The sequence below is a fragment of the Streptomyces sp. MNU76 genome (assembly GCF_020982545.1).
Lineage (GTDB): Bacteria > Actinomycetota > Actinomycetes > Streptomycetales > Streptomycetaceae > Streptomyces.
The window spans coordinates 77212-93824 of the sequence record NZ_JAJKLK010000023.1 but is presented as its reverse complement, the minus strand read 5'-3'; the positions used below and the strand labels follow the sequence as shown (position 1 = coordinate 93824).

The window sequence follows — 16613 nt, the reverse complement described above, 5'->3', positions numbered from 1 at the left end:
ACCCCCTTTTGGTGCTCGTGAGCGCGCCTGCCGAGTAACAGAGTGCGCTCGCCCGGACGCGGTTGCGCAGGCTCGATCATGCCAAAAGAGCGGCGGTCGTCCCAGCCCCCGGGACAACCGCCGCACTCCGCACTTCATGCCAACAACCAGGCGAATCACCCCAGTTGGGGATCGACCACCCACTCGCCCTTGCGCAGGACCCCCTTGAGGTCGAAGTGTGCGTCGAGGAGGACGAGGTCGGCGTCCTTGCCGGGGTCCAGGGAGCCCACGCGGTCGTAGAGGCCGAGGAGTTTCGCCGGGTTGGAGCAGAGGGCGGCGACGGCGTCCTCGACGGGGAGGCGATCGAGGGTGACGGCCCGTTTGAAGGCGCGGTCCTGGGTGAGGGTCGAGCCCGCGATCGAGCCGCCCTCCACCAGACGGGCCACCCCGTCCACGACCTCGACCGCCAGCGGGCCCAGCGTGTAGCGGCCGTCGCCGAAGCCGGCGGCGTCCATCGCGTCGGTGATGAACGCGACGCGGTCCGCGCCCGCGTGACGGAACGCCAGCTGGAGGGCGGCGGGGTGGAGATGGGTGCCGTCGTTGATCAGCTCGACGGTGATCCGCTCGTCCTCCAGGAGCGCGGCGATCGGACCGGGGTCGCGGTGGCCGAGCGGTGGCATCGCGTTGAAGAGGTGGGTGGCCACGGTCGCGCCCGCGTCGATGGCTTGAACCGTCTGTTCGTACGTCGCGTCGGTGTGCCCGATCGCCGCGATGACGCCGTGTTCGGCGAGGAGCCGTACGGAGTCGAGGCCGCCGGGGAGTTCGGTGGCGAGGGTGACCATCGCGGCCCGGCCGCGCGCCGCGTCGATCAGCTTGCGGACCTCCGCCGGGTCGGGGTCGCGCAGGAGCTCCTCCGAGTGCGCGCCCTTGCGGCAGGGGGAGATGAAGGGGCCCTCGAAGTGGATGCCGGCGATGTCGCCCTGTTCGGCGAGTTCGGAGAGGAGGCCGGCGCGGTGGGCGAGGCCGTCCATGTCGCTGGTGACCGTGGAGGCGACGAGGGTGGTGGTGCCGTGCAGGCGGTGGGTGCGGATGCCCGTGAGCACGTCGTCGACGGTGCCGGAGGTGAAGGAGGCTCCGCCGCCGCCGTGGTTGTGGAGGTCGACGAAGCCCGGGACCACCCAGTGGTTGCTTACGTCGATGGTGTGGGCGTTCGCGGGGATGCCGGCGGCGATCTTGGTGCCGTGGATGGTGAGACGGCCGTTTTTGACGACGCCGGTGGGGAGGGCGACGTGGGCGCCTTCCAGGACGAAGGGCTGGGAAGGGTTCGGCGGCTGCGGCTGGGTGGGGGCTGGTCGCGCCCGCGCGGCGGTAGCCGCATGTTCAGCGCTGCCCCGCGCCCCTGATGGGGCGCTGGTGTCGGACCCGGTGTCGGAAAAGGCGGGGGCCATCAGGGGGTTACCTCCGAAGGGTCCGTCGGGGTTGTGGGGTCGTGGGGGCGATCAGGTCCCAGGCCATCAGGCCGGCGCCCAGGCTGCCCGCGGTGTCGCCCAGGGCCGCGGGGACGATGGTGGGGACCTTCTGGAAGGTCACCCGGTGTTCCACGGCGGCGCGGAGAGGGTCGAACAGGGTGTCACCGGCCTCCGCCAGGCCGCCGCCGATGATGAGGGTGCGGGGGTCGAGGAGGGTGAGGGCGGTGACGAGACCGTCGGCGAGGGCGTCGACGGCGTGCTGCCAGACGGCGCTCGCGCGCGGGTCGCCCGACTCGACGGCCTTGGCGCAGTCCGCCGCGTCGGCCTCGGGTTCCCCGCACGCCTCCGCCCAGGCCTGGCTGACGGCCGCCGCCGAGGCGTACCGCTCCAGGCAGCCGTACTGCCCGCAGGGGCACGGGATGCCCCCGGGCCGTACGACGATGTGGCCGATCTCGCCCGCGAAGCCGTGGGCGCCCGCCTCCACCCGGCCGTCGACGCCGATCGCGCCGGCGATCCCGGTGCCGAGCGCCACGAAGAGATAGCGGTCCGCGCCCCGGCCCGCGCCCACGCGCCCCTCCGCGAGTCCTCCGGTGCGCACGTCGTGGCCGAGGGCGACCGGGACGCCGCCGAGGCGTTCGGCGAGGAGCGCGCGCAGCGGGACGTCGCGCCAGCCGAGGTTGGCGGCGTAGACGGCGATGCCCCGCTCGGCGTCGACGATGCCGGGCACGGCGACGCCGGCGGCGAGGGCGGGCTCGCCGAAGTGCCGCTCGCCGTATGCGCGCAGCTCGGCGGCGAAGTCGAGGATCGACGCGACGACGGCCTCCGGCCCGCGCTCGCGGCCGGTCGCCCGGCGTGCCTGGTGCAGCAGGACGGGGACCCCGGGGGGCGCGCCCCCGGAGGCCGCGCTGTCGGCCCCGACCAGTGCGGCCTTCATCCCGGTGCCGCCCACATCGAGGGCGATGACATGTCTCACGGAGGACAGTGTGGCCCTTGGACCCGCGAGAGGTCTAGTCCACTCGCATGGTCTAGACCTCATGAGAGGAGTGGTGTAGACCTTATGGAGGGTTCGGGAAGTTGAGTGATCAACGGCCTTGAGCGGAGAGCCGGTGACCCAGGCTGGTTCACGCGGGGTACGTGCGACGGGTTTGGGGCAGGACGAGTGCGACAGCGACAGAGGCGGACGAAGACCGGCGTCAGGAACAGCGGGACGGCGGCACTGACCGTGCTGGGCCTGATGGCGACGCTTGCGGGCTGCGGCGCCGCGTCGGCCGACGGCCCCGGCGTCACCCTGAAGCTCGTCGCCGCCGACTACGGCGACTCCAGGGCCAACAGCTCCCGGAAGTACTGGGACGAGGTCGTGAAGGCGTACGAGAAGAAGACCCCGGGCGTCACGGTCGACGTCACCGTGTACTCCTGGAACGACGTCGACCGCAAGATCAAGGAGATGGTCGCAGCCGGTGAGGCGCCCGACATGGCGCAGGCGGGCACCTACGCGGACCACGCCGCCGCCGACCGGCTCTACGAGGTGGACGACCTGCTCTCCATCCCCGTCCAGGCCGGGTTCCTGCCCCAGCTCGCCGACGCGGGCAAGGTGCGGCGCGTCGCCTACGGGATGCCGTTCGCCGCGTCCACCCGCGTCCTCTTCTACAACAAGAAGCTCTTCGCCGAGGCGGGCCTCGACGGCGCCCCGCGCAACTGGAGCGAGCTGGCGGCCGACGCCGAGGCCCTCGACGAGGCCGGGGTCAAGACCCCCTACGCGCTGCCGCTCGGGCCCGAGGAGGCCCAGGCCGAGACCATGCAGTGGCTGTTCAGCGGCGGGGCGGGCTATGTCGACACCGTCGGCAACTACCGTCTCGACTCCGAGGAGAACGTCCGGACCTTCACCTGGCTGAAGGAGAAGCTGGTCGACCAGGGGCTCACCGGGCCCACGGCGCCGGCGGAGCTGAACCGGGCCGACGCGTTCGCCGCGTTCGCGCGGGGGGAGGTCGGCATGCTCAACGGGCACCCCAGCCTGATGCGGATGGCGGCGGACGAAGGGGTCGACTACGGGACGGCCACCATGCCGGGGTACGGCGGCGGGCGGCACGCCACCATGGGGGTGGCCGACTGGATGATGGCCTTCAAGAAGAACGGCCACGGGGAGGAGATCGGGCACTTCCTCGACTTCGTCTACAGCGACGAGAACGTTCTCGACTTCTCCCGGGAGTACGACCTGCTGCCGGTGACCGTGTCCGCGTCCGCGGAGATGGCGGCGGACAAGGACGAGGCGGACCTCGGGCCGTTCCTCGACGCGCTGCCGGACGCGGTGCTGCCGCCGGTGGGCAAGACGTCCTGGGCGGATGTCAGCGCGGCGGTCAAGGAGCAGATCGGGCGGGCGGTGCGGCCGGGGATTGAGCCGGGGGTTGTGCTGGAGCAGTTGCAGAAGACGGCGGAGGTGGCGGATCGGGAGGGTTATTAGGGCGCGACGGGGTGGGTGGTTTCGGTGCGTGGGCGGCTGCCTACCGGTGGGGCTTCTCGCGCAGTTCCCGCGCCCCTGAAAGACCCAGGCGCTGCCTACCTGGAAGACGGCGGGCTGCGGGCCTGAAAGGCGACGGGGCTGCGGGCCGAAAAGCACGGGGCGCAGCCCCTGCTTTTCAGGGGCGCGGGGAACTGCGCGAGCAACCACGAATCACCCGCACCCGCCGACGAACCCGCACCCCCGAGCTGGCACGCGCCCTGTCACCCCCCTCCGCTACGGTCGACCCATGGACGCGCTCGAACCCCGTGAACAGGCCATCCTCGCCGTGGAACGGCAGTCGTGGGCGGGGCCGGGGGCCAAGGAGCGGGCCATAAGGGAGCGGCTCGGGATCGCCCCCGTGCGGTACTACCAGCTTCTCAACGCCCTGCTCGACGACCCCCGCGCCCTCGCCCACGACCCGGTCACCGTCAACCGGCTGCGAAGGGTGCGAGAGGCCCGCCGCGAGGAGCGATGACGGATAGGGTCGAAGCCATGGGCAGCCACAAGGACGCAGAGAACACGCATGGTGCGAACTCCGGGGCCACCTTGCCGACACCCGTGACCCCCGCCGGGCGGGACGCGCTGGACGCGATCCTCCGACGACCCGACCGTACGGTGATCGCGCTCGACTTCGACGGCACCCTCGCCCCCATCGTCCCCGACCCGAACAGGCCCGCGCCCACCCCGACGCCGTGGCCGCGCTCGCCGCACTCGCCCCAAGGTCGCCTCCGTCGCCGTGGTGACCGGTCGCCCCGCCGCCGTCGCCGTCCGCCACGGCGGCTTCGCCGACGTCCCCGGTCTGGAACACCTCGTCGTCCTCGGCCACTACGGCGCCGAACGCTGGGACGCCGTCACCGGCACCGTCAGCGCCCCCGCCCCGCACCCCGGTGTCGCCGCGGTCCGCGCGGAGCTCCCCGGGCTGCTGGACGGCGTCGGCGCGTGGCAGGGCACCTGGATCGAGGAGAAGGGCCGCGCGGTCGCCGTCCACACACGCCGTGCCACCGACCCGCAGGCCGCCTTCGAGGCCCTGCGCGCCCCGCTGGCCGACCTCGCCGGCCGGCACGGCCTCATCGTCGAACCCGGCCGCCTCGTCCTCGAACTGCGCCCCCCGGGCATGGACAAGGGCGTCGCCCTCCACGAGTACCTCAAGGAGACCGCCGCCGAGTCCGTCCTCTACGCCGGCGACGACCTCGGCGACCTCCCCGCCTTCGCCACCGTCGAGAAACTCCGCACCGAGGGCACGCCGGGCCTGCTGGTGTGCAGCGGCAGCGCGGAGGTGAGCGAGCTGTCGGAGCGCGCGGACCTGGTGGTGGACGGCCCCGCGGGCGTCGTCCACCTGCTGGCAACGATCGCCGAGCACGTGTAGCGAGAGGGGGACCCGGTGCTTTTCAGGGGTGCGGGGTACTGCGCGAGCAACCACGAATCACCCGCACCCGCCAACGCACCCGGCCCCCCGAGCTACTGGCCGCCCTCCAACGCCCCCAACTGATCCAGGAACCACCGCGTCGGCGGCAACGCGGTCGCCGCCCCGGCGAGCCGCTTCGTCCGCTCCGCCCGCTCGGCCCTCGGCATGCTCAACGCCTCGTGCAGGGCGGCGGCCGTGCCCACCACGTCGTAGGGGTTCACCACCAGCGCGTCGTCCCCCAGCTCCTCGTACGCCCCGGCCTCCCGTGACAGCACGAGCGCGCACCCCTCGTCGGAGACGACCGGCACCTCCTTGGCGACGAGGTTCATGCCGTCCCGGATGGGGTTGACCAGGGCCACGTCGGCGAGCCGGTACGCCGCGAGGGAGCGCGCGAAGTCGTCCTTCAGGTGGAGGACGACCGGGGTCCAGTCCGGTGTCCCGTACCGCTCGTTGATGTCGTCCGCGACCCGCTGGACCTCGGTCATGTAGTCCCGGTACACCGCGAGGTCCTGCCGCGACGGGTAGGCGAGGGCGATGTGCACGACGCGCTCGCGCCAGTCCGGCCGCTCGTCGAGAAGCTGCCGGAAGGCGTGCAGGCCGCGCACGATGTTCTTGGAGAGTTCCGTACGGTCGACGCGGACGACCGTACGGCGCGGGGAGCCGTCGGGGGCCGTACCGATCTGCTTCCGCAGCGTGGCGATGCGGTCGTCGACGTCCGCCTGGTGGGCGCGGGCCCGCAGGAAGTCCGCGTCGGCGCCCAGGCCGTGCACGCCGATCCGGGTGCCGGACGGGGCGTCGGGGCCGAGGACGGCGCGAGCGCACTCGGTGAACGCGTCGGCCCACCGCCGGGTGAGGAACGCGGCCCGGTCGGCGCCGAGGATGCCGTCGAGCACCTGGGCGGCGATGTCGTCGGGCAGCAGCCGGAAGTACTCGACGGGCGCCCACGGGGTGTGGGAGAAGTGGCCGATCCGCAGGTCGGGGCGGAGCTCGCGGAGCATCCGGGGGACCAGGGTGAGGTGGTAGTCCTGCACGAGCACGGACGCGCCGTCCGCCGCCTCCTGGGCGAGCGCCTCGGCGAAGGCACGGTTGTACGTCTCGTACGACGCCCACTGGCGCCGGAACTCCGCGTCGAAGGACGGCTCCAGCGGGGTCTGGTACAGCATGTGGTGCACGAACCACAGCGTGGAGTTGGCGACGCCGTTGTACGCGTCGTGGTGCACGTCGGCGGGGATGTCGAGCATGCGGACGCCGGGCTCGCCGACACCGCGGCGTACGGCCTCGCGGTCGCCGTCGCCGAGGGCGGAGCACACCCAGACGGCGCCCGCGTCCGGGTCGATCGCGGAGAGGCCGGAGACGAGGCCGCCGCCGCCGCGCTTCGCTGTGAGGGCGCCGGATTCGTCCTCGGTGTACGTGATGGGGCCACGGTTGGAGGCGACGAGGATCCGCGCGCTGTGCGTCGATGCCATACGGCTCAACCTAGCCCCTGGGTTCGCCGGTCAAACGTACGGTTCGGCCGTCTACGGGGTGCCTATGGGGTGGGGGGTGCCTGTTTCGTCTGTGGCTGCGGGTCCGGTGGGGGCTTCTCGCGCAGTTCCCCGCGCCCCTAAAGACCAGCCCCTGCTTTTCAGGGGCGCGGGGAACTGCGCGACCAGCCCCCACCGGACCCGCGCCCGACAACGCACCCCGGCCCCACCCCTACGCCGCCTTTCGTTCCGCGTACTCCTCGATCTCCAGCATCGGCTGTCGTTCCTCCAGGTCCACCGAGTACGTGCGCGGCTCAAAACCCTCCCGGCCCCGCTCGAACTGCGTCAGGACGGGACGGATCAGGTGCCCCCGGGCCAGCCGCAACTGAGCCGTGCGGTAGATCGCCGCCGACATGCGGCCCAGCGCCGCCCCGTCCTGGTGCCGGTGTTTGCGGACGCCCACGTCGACCTGCGCGAGCGCGTCGAGGCCGACCAGGTGCAGCGCGTCGACCAGCATGCCCAGCTCGATGCCGTAGCCCACCGGGAACGGCAGTCGTTCGAGCAGTGAGCGCCGCGCCGCGTACTCGCCGCCGAGCGGCTGCACGAAGCCGGCCAGCTGCGGCCAGTGCATGTTGAGCAGGGGGCGGGCCATGAGCTCCGTCACACGCCCGCCCTGACCGGCGGCCGAGCCCAGGGGGCGGTCGTACATCCCCTTGACGAGGTCGACACCGGGGTCGGTGAGCAGCGGGCCGACGATCCCGGAGACGAAGTCCGACGAGAACTCCCTGAGGTCCGCGTCGATGAAGCAGACGATGTCGCCGGAGGTCACCATCAGCGACCGCCACAGGACCTCGCCCTTGCCGGGCACGGCCGGGATGCGGGGCAGGATGTCGTCGCGGTGGACGACCGTCGCCCCGGCGGCCGCCGCGACCTGCGACGTCCGGTCGGTCGAGCCGGAGTCGACGACCACGATCTCGTCGACGAGCGGGACCTGTCGCATGAGGTCGTGACGGATGATCGCGACGATGTCGCCGACCGTCTCCTCCTCGTTCAGCGCGGGCAGGACGACGCTGACCGTCTGTCCCGTGGCGCGTTTCGCGGCCATGATCCGGTGGAGCGGGCGGTCGGACGTGGACCAGGAGCGGGTACTCAGCCAGCGCTCGACTTCGTTCAGCACAGTGCGCGGCTCCTCTGCGTTCATCTCGCGGTTCGGACGGCTCTCTCAACTGTCCTGGCCTTCGGTTACAGTCTTGGACAACGCTGGTGACCATCGCATGTCGCTGCTGGTCGGCGTATACAACCAAATACCGCTCATCCAGAGGGGCAGAGGGATACGGCCCGATGAAGCCCCGGCAACCCTCCAGCCGGTCTGACCACGACATTCGCGCATCGTCGCGTCATCGTCATCGTGGTGAGGCTCCCGGCTAGGGAAGGTGCCAAATCCGTCTCACGGCGAAGTGCGTCGTGAGGAAGATGAGGAGAAAGGGCCTCGCCTCCATGGCTGCGCAGACTGTTGCAAGCACCACCGACTCCCTCGGCTCGACCTCCACAGTAGACCTCGGCCCCGCCGCCGCTCTGAGCTGTCGTGAGTGCGGTCACCGCGTACCCCTCGGCCCGGTCTTCGCGTGCGAGGAGTGTTTCGGGCCGCTGGAGATCGCGTACGACTACTCCGCCTACGACACGGAGGAGCTGCGCAAGCGGATCGAGTCCGGTCCCGCGAACATCTGGCGGTACGCGCCCCTGCTGCCCGTCCCGGCGGACGTGGCCACCAAGCCGAACATCAACCCCGGCTGGACCCAGCTCGTCAAGGCCGACAACCTGGCCGCCGCGCTCGGCGTCGACGCCGGCAAGCTCTTCGTCAAGGACGACTCGGGCAACCCGACGCACTCCTTCAAGGACCGGGTCGTCGCACAGGCCCTGGAGGCGGCCCGCGCCTTCGGCTTCACCACCCTCTCCTGCTCCTCCACGGGCAACCTGGCCGGTGCCGTCGGCGCCGCCGCCGCCCGCGCCGGCTTCCGGTCCTGCGTGTTCATCCCGCACGACCTGGAGCAGGGCAAGGTCGTCATGGCCGCGATCTACGGCGGCGAGCTCGTCGGCATCGAGGGCAACTACGACGACGTGAACCGCTTCTGCTCCGAGCTGATCGGCGACCCGGCCGGCGAGGGCTGGGGCTTCGTGAACGTCAACCTGCGGCCGTACTACGCCGAGGGCTCCAAGACGCTCGCGTACGAGATCTGCGAGCAGCTCGGCTGGCAGCTCCCCGACCAGCTGGTCGTGCCGATCGCCTCCGGGTCGCAGCTCACCAAGATCGACAAGGGGCTGCAGGAGCTGATCAAGCTCGGGCTCGTCGAGGACAAGCCGTACAAGATCTTCGGTGCGCAGGCCGAGGGGTGCTCGCCGGTGTCGGTGGCCTTCAAGGCCGGGCACGACGTGGTGCGCCCGCAGAAGCCGAACACCATCGCCAAGTCGCTCGCGATCGGCAACCCGGCGGACGGGCCGTACGTGCTGGACATCGCGCGGCGGACCGGTGGGGCCGTGGAGGACGTGACGGACGAGCAGGTCGTCGAGGCGATCAAGCTGCTCGCGCGGACGGAGGGCATCTTCGCGGAGACCGCCGGTGGCGTGACCGTCGGTGTCACGAAGAAGCTGATCGAGGACGGGCTCCTCGACCCGACGCTCACCACGGTCGTGCTCAACACGGGGGACGGTCTGAAGACGCTGGACGCGGTGGCCGGGACGGGGCTGACCGCGACCATTCGGCCCAACCTCGACTCGTTCCGTGAGGCCGGCCTTGTCTGAGGCCTGGTAGTCGTTCGTCTGCGGGTCCGTGGGGGCTGGTCGCGCAGTTCCCCGCGCCCCTAACTCTTCTGCACCGACCCGGAGGTCACAAGTCATGAGCGTCAGCGTCCGCATCCCCACCATTCTTCGTACCTACACCGGCGGGCAGGCCGAGGTGAGTGCGGAGGGCGCCACCCTCGCCGAGGTCATCGCCGATCTGGAGAAGAACCACAACGGGATCGCCGCCCGGGTGCTCGACGATCAGGGCAAGCTGCGGCGGTTCGTGAACGTGTACGTGAACGACGACGACGTCCGGTTCGAGCAGGGTCTGGAGACGGCCACGCCGGACGGTGCGGGTGTGTCGATCATTCCCGCGGTCGCCGGTGGCTGACCGCCGTCGTACCGGCCGGTAGTAACCGTCGGTAACCTTGATTACCGAGAGTTCATCGAATTGCCCCCTCCGTGAGAGAAGCGGAGGGGGCAATTCTCTATGGTTGAGCACTGTAGAGTTGGGGAACCCGGTCCGATCACCGTAGTGATTCCTTGCCGGGCGCATATCTGATCGCGCCGCACGCCCTATATGAAGTAGCCAAAGTGTGCAGGCCTTTTGCGTATTTCGTTCCTTTTGTGGGGCCCGACTTGCCCTGAATTCAGACGAATTGTTCGTACATTCCCGACCGGTCGTGTCCAGAATTCTCGTCCGATTGACCTGTTGCAGAGGGCAGTTGGACAGATACATTCGGCCGCGGTCGACGCGTTCCGGCGCACGCCCCCAACCGTTGGGGGGTGAGGTCTGACCCGGATCCGCGAAGTGTGGATCTGTGCAAGGGCCAGTAATAGGGGAGTTAGGCATGGCTCAGGGCACCGTCAAGTGGTTCAACGCGGAGAAGGGGTACGGCTTCATCGCGGTCGACGGTGGTGCGGATGTATTCGTCCACTACAGCGCGATCCAGATGGACGGTTACCGCACCCTGGAAGAGGGCCAGCGGGTCGAGTTCGAGATCTCGCAGGGTCAGAAGGGACCGCAGGCGGACATGGTCCGGCTCGCGGTCGGCTGAAGTAACGCGCCGGGTTTCACGCAGCGACGTTCTTCGTCTTTTTCGGGAGGGCTCGCACCCCGTCAGGGGTGCGGGCCCTCCTGCGTGTGCTGCGGACCCTCCTGCGTGTGAGGGGTGTGCGGGGCCACCGGGGCGGCGCGTGCGCGGGCGCGTTCACCTGCGGATCATCGAGAGCCGCTTGCACTCGGCATGGTCGAGTGCTAATCATTGGCGTTAGCACTCTGAAGGTGAGAGTGACAACGAGGACCGGGTCGGTGAGGCCCGCAGGCCGGGTGGGGCAAGGAACCACGAGGCAGGCAGGCCGTCCGTCGCGGGCGCCAGCGCGGTCCGGAGCAATCCACCCCAGTCCGGGAGGACCACTTCACATGGCCAAGATCATCGCGTTCGACGAGGAGGCGCGGCGCGGCCTCGAGCGCGGCATGAACCAGCTCGCGGACGCCGTCAAGGTGACGCTCGGCCCCAAGGGCCGGAACGTCGTCCTCGAGAAGAAGTGGGGCGCCCCCACGATCACCAACGACGGTGTGTCCATCGCCAAGGAGATCGAGCTCGAGGACCCGTACGAGAAGATCGGCGCCGAGCTGGTCAAGGAAGTCGCCAAGAAGACGGACGACGTCGCCGGTGACGGTACGACCACCGCGACCGTTCTCGCCCAGGCGCTCGTACGCGAGGGCCTGCGCAACGTAGCCGCCGGCGCCAACCCGATGGCCCTCAAGCGCGGCATCGAGAAGGCCGTCGAGGCCGTCTCCGGTGCGCTGCTCGACCAGGCCAAGGAGGTCGAGACCAAGGAGCAGATCGCCTCCACGGCCTCCATCTCCGCCGCCGACACCCAGATCGGCGAGCTGATCGCCGAGGCCATGGACAAGGTCGGCAAGGAAGGCGTCATCACCGTCGAGGAGTCGCAGACCTTCGGTCTGGAGCTTGAGCTCACCGAGGGCATGCGCTTCGACAAGGGCTACATCTCGGCGTACTTCGCGACCGACATGGAGCGCATGGAGGCGGTCCTGGAGGACCCCTACATCCTCATCGCCAACTCCAAGGTCACCAACGTCAAGGACCTGCTCCCGCTCCTGGAGAAGGTCATGCAGTCGGGCAAGCCGCTGCTGATCATCGCCGAGGACGTCGAGGGCGAGGCCCTGTCGACCCTGGTCGTCAACAAGATCCGTGGCACCTTCAAGTCCGTCGCCGTCAAGGCTCCGGGCTTCGGTGACCGCCGCAAGGCGATGCTGAACGACATCGCCATCCTCACCGGCGGCGAGGTCATCTCCGAGGAGGTCGGCCTCAAGCTGGAGAACACCACCATCGACCTCCTGGGCCGTGCCCGCAAGGTCGTCATCACCAAGGACGAGACCACCATCGTCGACGGGTCCGGCTCCTCGGAGCAGGTCCAGGGCCGGGTCAACCAGATCCGCGCCGAGATCGAGAACAGCGACTCGGACTACGACCGCGAGAAGCTCCAGGAGCGCCTGGCGAAGCTCGCGGGCGGCGTGGCCGTCATCAAGGCCGGTGCCGCGACCGAGGTGGAGCTCAAGGAGCGCAAGCACCGCATCGAGGACGCCGTTCGCAACGCGAAGGCGGCCGTCGAGGAGGGCATCGTCGCCGGTGGTGGCGTGGCCCTGCTGCAGGCCTCCCAGGTCTTCGAGAAGCTGGAGCTGGAGGGTGACGAGGCGACCGGCGCCAACGCCGTGAAGCTCGCGCTGGAGGCCCCGCTCAAGCAGATCGCCGTCAACGGTGGCCTTGAGGGCGGCGTCGTCGTGGAGAAGGTCCGCAACCTCCAGGTCGGCCACGGCCTGAACGCCGCGACCGGTGAGTACGTCGACATGATCGCCTCCGGCATCATCGACCCGGCGAAGGTGACGCGTTCCGCTCTGCAGAACGCCGCCTCCATCGCCGCGCTCTTCCTGACCACCGAGGCCGTCATCGCCGACAAGCCGGAGAAGGCCGCCGCGCCCGCCGGCGGCGGCATGCCGGGCGGTGACATGGACTTCTGATCGACCCCGGTCGATCACCGTCCTGCGGTACCGAGGGCGGCACTCCCTGGAATCGGGGGGTGCCGCCCTCGGGCGTTTCCTGCGGCGAGCGGGTGGGTGAGCGAGCCGGCGGGTGAGCGGGCGGGTGGGGCGGCGCCCGTGGCATGGCGTGTCCGGGGTCACAGCGCGTGGGGGTGGTGGGTGGAATTCCGTGGCGGTGGGGGTGGTTGTGCGGAGGGACGCGCGCTATATGCGTGCGCATGGAATGCATTCCGCTCTCCCCTCCGAGGAGTCCCCACGTGACCACCGCTTCCACCGCCTCCACCACTGGTTCCACGTCCCGAGCCGCCGAGGTGCTGTCCCGGCCCGTCACGATCAACGGGCTGACCATCCCCAATCGGATCGCGATGGCGCCGATGACGCGGGTGTTCTCGCCCGGGGGTGTGCCCGGCGCGGACGTCGCCTCGTACTACGGGCGGCGGGCGGCCGCGGGGGTCGGGCTGATCGTGACCGAGGGGACGTACGTCGGGCACGAGACGGCGGGGGACCTCGACGGGGTGCCCCGGTTCGCCGGTGAGGAGCAGCTCGCCGGGTGGGCGAGGGTCGCGGAGGCCGTGCACGCCGGGGGCGGGACGATCGTGCCGCAGCTGTGGCACATCGGGACCGTCCGGCAGCAGGGCAAGCTGTTCCCCGAGGCCCCCGTCCTCGGCCCCTCCGGTCTGCGGCCCGACGGCACCGAGGCCGAGGGCGGCCGGGCGATGACCCAGGCCGACATCGACGAGGTCGTCGCGGCCTTCGCCAAGTCCGCCGCCGAGGCCGAGCGCATCGGCATGGACGGCGTCGAGATCCACGGCGCCCACGGCTACCTGGTCGACCAGTTCCTCTGGGAGCACACCAACCGTCGCACCGACGCCTACGGCGGGGACCTCGTCGCCCGTACCAAGTTCGCGGCGGAGGTCGTGGCGGCCGTACGGGACTCCGTGTCCGCCGACTTCCCCGTCATCTTCCGCTACTCGCAGTGGAAGCAGGACGCGTATGACGCGCGTCTCGCCGAGACGCCCCAGGAGCTGGAGGCGATGCTGAGCCCGCTGGTGGCGGCCGGTGTCGACGCCTTCCACGCGTCCACGCGCCGCTACTGGCAGGCGGAGTTCGAGGGGTCCGAGCTGAACCTCGCGGGCTGGACGAAGAAGCTCACCGGCAAGCCGACCATCACGGTCGGTTCGGTCGGCCTGGACGGGGAGTTCCTCGCCGTGTTCACCGGTGAGGGGGCGGCGGCGAAGGGGATCGACGACCTGCTGGACGGGCTGGAGGCGGAGGAGTTCGACCTCGTCGCCGTGGGCCGTGCGCTGCTCCAGGACCCCGAGTGGGCGGCGAAGGTGCTCCAGGGCCGCTTCGACGAACTGAAGACGTTCGAGCCGTCGGCGCTGGGCTCGCTCAGCTGAGTCGCCCCCGCGCCGGGGATCTTTCGCCAAGTCTCCCCAGTACCCGGCGGTAGCGAGCCAATTCCGTCATATGTGTCGTTGTAGTGTCGTGGCACAGCGCCGTCGGCGCCTCAACTCCGTTGCAGTCAACGGTAGTTGAGGCGCCGAGCTGTTGATGATCCCGTTCACCCCCCACGAATCGGACAATCCCCATGGCACGACACAAGCTCACTCTGAAGAACAAGCGCCTCATCGCGGCCGGTGCCGCCGTCGTGGCCGTCGCCGGTGGACTCGGCGTCGCCGCGAACGCGGGCGCCAGCGAGACCGTCGCCGAGAAGGTGCCCGTCCCGAAGCTCGTCGTCAAGACGGTGTTCGCCCCGGCCGCCACCGCCGACGTGGCGCCCGCCGTCACCTACAACGCCGATCTGGTGCCGGTCGCCGGCCGGGTGCAGGTGAAGGAGGAGCTGCGGCGCGACGGCGGTACGCGGGTCGAGCTGCGGCTGCGGGATCTCGTCGCGAACCGCGCGTACGGGGCGCACGTCCACACCAAACCCTGCGGCAGGCTGCCCGCCGACGCAGGGCCGCACTACCAGGACGAGGCCGACCCGAAGCAGCCGTCCGTCGACCCCGCCTACGCCAACCCGGAGAACGAGGTGTGGCTGGACGTGCGGACGAACGAGGACGGTTCGGCGCGCTCCGTCGCCGTCGTCGACTGGCGGTTCCGGGAGGGCGGGGCCCGGTCCGTGGTGCTGCACGAGGCGGCGACCTCCACGCACGAGGGGCACGCGGGGACGGCGGGGGCCCGGCTGGCCTGCGTGAACGTTCCGTTCCGGTAGGAGTTCGGCTCACTGTAGGAGCGGTCACACGGGCGTCCCCTCTCGTGGCTGTTGTGACATCGCCGCACGGATCTGGGCCACGTGGGTACGGACCGCGTCGGCGGAGGGGCGCCTTGGGGCGGGCGGGGCGCGTTCGCCACGGCACGCGCCGCACACGCCGCCCGGCAGGCCTCCGGGCGGCCCGGGCGCGGCAGCGGGAGCATTCCAGCATGCGGAGGGAGGGCGGGACGGGGGTGACTCCGGGGTGTGTGCCGGTGTCGGTAGTGGTTCTGGGGGGAGTTTGTCGCGTAGGCGGGTGCGGATCAGGGCCGCCGGGCTGTGGACGGGGGTGGGCAGGCCCGCGGTGAGAGCCCGGTTGATCTGCTCGTCCGTCGCGCCTCGCTCGAACCACGGGGTCAGGAGCGGGGCCAGGGTCACGCAGTCGGCCTGGGAGAGGGACAGCGCCGGGGTCGTACGGCCCAGGGCGGCCAGCAGGATGTGGGCGCGGGAGCGGGTGGGGCGGGCTCGGTCCGGTTCCTCTTCGGGTACGTCACCCCGGGTGAACCTCGCCCACCAGGTGTCGTCGCGCGCGGTACGGGAGAACCACGTTCGGGTGATCCACTGCGATGTCCCCGACTTGGCGGTCAGGTGCTCCCGCCCCCGGCGCAAGTGGCCCGCGTCCTGGATCCTGTTGAGGGCCGTACGCAGCGCGCATTGGCCGTACGACAGCTCCTTGGCCAGCGTCTTCACGCTGATGTCGGCGCCGTCGGGCAGGCGGTCGAGGTACGCGGCGATCGCCGCCTCGCGGGGTGGGAGGTCGGCGAAGTCGTGGGCCGTGCGCGGGAGTTGGCCGGGGGCGGTGCGCTTGCCGTAGCCCGGGTTGGCCATGGGGTGACGGTGCGGAGGGTGCGGGTCCGCGTGCGCGGGCAGGGGAGCGCCACTAAGGTTGGCAGTAGCCATGGGATCGAATTCATCCTTCGATCTTGTAGGTCAAGCCCCCGCAGGTGCTGGTAACACCTGGCGGGGGCTGTTTCGTCTGCGGGCACCGTATCAGCACCGTCACGGTGCGTGGCAAGTCGAACGCGTCAAGTCAACTCGCCGGGTGGGAGGGTGGGTTGAGGCCCTCCACCCCTTCCGAAGAAAGAGCGCTCGCGGCTGGTGGCTTGAGCCTCGGGGCGGTCGGGCATCGGTGCGTCAGGCCATGCTCTGGGCGCCGTCGAGGGATTCCCTGATGATGTCCGCGTGGCCGGAGTGCTGGGCCGTCTCGCCGATGACGTGCAGCAGCACCCTGCGGGCCGACCAGTGCGGCTGGCCCTCGAACCAGGGAGCCTTCGGCAGCGGGTGAGAGACGTTCAGGTCGGGCAGGGCGGCGATCACCTCGTTCGTGCGGTCCGCCGTGCGCGCGTATGCGTCCAGTACGTCCGCCAGGGTCTCGCCGGGCAGCATGCGGAACTCGTCCGCGCGGCGGGCCCAGTCGGCGTCGGTCATCTTGGTGAAGTCGGGCATCGACGACGTGCCCTCCAGGATGAACGTCACCCACTTGTGCTCCACCGAGGTGACGTGCTTGACCAGGCCGCCGAGGCACAGCTCGCTGGCGGTCGTGCGTCGGCCGGCCTGCTCGTCGGTGAGGTCGCGGGTGGTGAGGCGCAGGAAGTCGCGGTGCTGCGCCAGGGCGTCCAGCAGGGTGGCGTGCTCTTCGGTGGGGAGGGTGCGGGCCGGGGTGTCCGTGGTGGTGTTCATGGCTCCACGCTAGGGAGCGTG

Annotated in this window: 14 protein-coding genes, 1 pseudogene and 1 riboswitch; of the genes and pseudogenes, 9 read left to right on the top strand and 6 right to left on the bottom strand. The window is 70.6% G+C overall.

Annotated features, from left to right (window positions below; all coding sequences use genetic code 11):
• Window positions 1–155: 155 nt before the first annotated feature.
• Window positions 156–1427, bottom strand: coding sequence for an N-acetylglucosamine-6-phosphate deacetylase (gene nagA, locus E4N62_RS37795; protein ID WP_230221875.1), 1272 nt, complete (start codon window positions 1425–1427; stop codon window positions 156–158).
• 7 nt (window positions 1428–1434) lie between these two features.
• Window positions 1435–2421 carry an ROK family protein gene (locus E4N62_RS37790; protein ID WP_230221873.1) on the bottom strand — a complete coding sequence of 329 codons (987 nt, stop codon included), beginning with the start codon at window positions 2419–2421 and terminating at the stop codon, window positions 1435–1437.
• A gap of 261 nt (window positions 2422–2682) precedes the next feature.
• Between E4N62_RS37790 and E4N62_RS37785 the strand changes: the two genes are divergently transcribed.
• The 3 genes and pseudogenes from E4N62_RS37785 (at window position 2683) to otsB (ending at window position 5311) form a co-directional block, all read left to right on the top strand.
• On the top strand, window positions 2683–3906 hold the full coding sequence (locus E4N62_RS37785) for an extracellular solute-binding protein (protein WP_230222085.1): 1224 nt from the start codon (window positions 2683–2685) through the stop codon (window positions 3904–3906).
• A gap of 286 nt (window positions 3907–4192) precedes the next feature.
• Window positions 4193–4420: a DUF3263 domain-containing protein gene (locus tag E4N62_RS37780; RefSeq protein ID WP_184892514.1), complete on the top strand. Its 228-nt coding sequence runs from the start codon at window positions 4193–4195 to the stop codon at window positions 4418–4420.
• A gap of 17 nt (window positions 4421–4437) precedes the next feature.
• Window positions 4438–5311 (top strand): annotated as a pseudogene (gene otsB, locus E4N62_RS37775) (trehalose-phosphatase).
• Window positions 5312–5403: 92 nt separating this feature from the next.
• Here the strand turns inward: otsB and E4N62_RS37770 are convergent.
• Window positions 5404–6816 (bottom strand): trehalose-6-phosphate synthase, encoded by a 1413-nt coding sequence (locus E4N62_RS37770; protein ID WP_230221871.1) that lies wholly within the window; start codon window positions 6814–6816, stop codon window positions 5404–5406.
• A 229-nt stretch (window positions 6817–7045) separates the two neighbouring features.
• Entirely contained in the window at window positions 7046–7990 is a 945-nt protein-coding gene (locus tag E4N62_RS37765) for a glucosyl-3-phosphoglycerate synthase (protein WP_230221869.1), read from the bottom strand.
• A 131-nt stretch (window positions 7991–8121) separates the two neighbouring features.
• Window positions 8122–8293: riboswitch (SAM riboswitch) on the top strand.
• Window positions 8294–8310: 17 nt separating this feature from the next.
• Here E4N62_RS37765 and thrC point away from each other — a divergent pair.
• From thrC to E4N62_RS37735, 6 genes are all read left to right on the top strand, one after another.
• Complete coding sequence (thrC, locus tag E4N62_RS37760; RefSeq protein ID WP_230221866.1) at window positions 8311–9612, top strand: threonine synthase; 1302 nt, start codon at window positions 8311–8313, stop codon at window positions 9610–9612.
• Between the two features lie 94 nt (window positions 9613–9706).
• A complete protein-coding gene (locus E4N62_RS37755; protein ID WP_059080349.1) occupies window positions 9707–9982 on the top strand; it encodes a MoaD/ThiS family protein in 276 nt (91 codons plus the stop codon).
• A gap of 460 nt (window positions 9983–10442) precedes the next feature.
• Window positions 10443–10649 (top strand): cold-shock protein, encoded by a 207-nt coding sequence (locus E4N62_RS37750; protein ID WP_046709519.1) that lies wholly within the window; start codon window positions 10443–10445, stop codon window positions 10647–10649.
• Window positions 10650–11014: 365 nt separating this feature from the next.
• Window positions 11015–12637 carry a chaperonin GroEL gene (gene groL, locus E4N62_RS37745; RefSeq protein ID WP_184892522.1) on the top strand — a complete coding sequence of 541 codons (1623 nt, stop codon included), beginning with the start codon at window positions 11015–11017 and terminating at the stop codon, window positions 12635–12637.
• A 278-nt stretch (window positions 12638–12915) separates the two neighbouring features.
• Entirely contained in the window at window positions 12916–14058 is a 1143-nt protein-coding gene (locus E4N62_RS37740; protein WP_230221864.1) for an NADH:flavin oxidoreductase, read from the top strand.
• Between the two features lie 191 nt (window positions 14059–14249).
• Window positions 14250–14873 (top strand): superoxide dismutase family protein, encoded by a 624-nt coding sequence (locus tag E4N62_RS37735; protein WP_230221862.1) that lies wholly within the window; start codon window positions 14250–14252, stop codon window positions 14871–14873.
• Between the two features lie 24 nt (window positions 14874–14897).
• Here the strand turns inward: E4N62_RS37735 and E4N62_RS37730 are convergent, their stop codons facing one another.
• Together E4N62_RS37730 and E4N62_RS37725 are read right to left on the bottom strand one after the other, a co-directional pair.
• Window positions 14898–15740, bottom strand: a complete 843-nt coding sequence (locus E4N62_RS37730) for a hypothetical protein (RefSeq protein WP_230221860.1) — start codon at window positions 15738–15740, stop codon at window positions 14898–14900.
• Window positions 15741–16046: 306 nt separating this feature from the next.
• A complete protein-coding gene (locus E4N62_RS37725; protein ID WP_230221857.1) occupies window positions 16047–16592 on the bottom strand; it encodes a DinB family protein in 546 nt (181 codons plus the stop codon).
• Window positions 16593–16613: the final 21 nt, after the last annotated feature.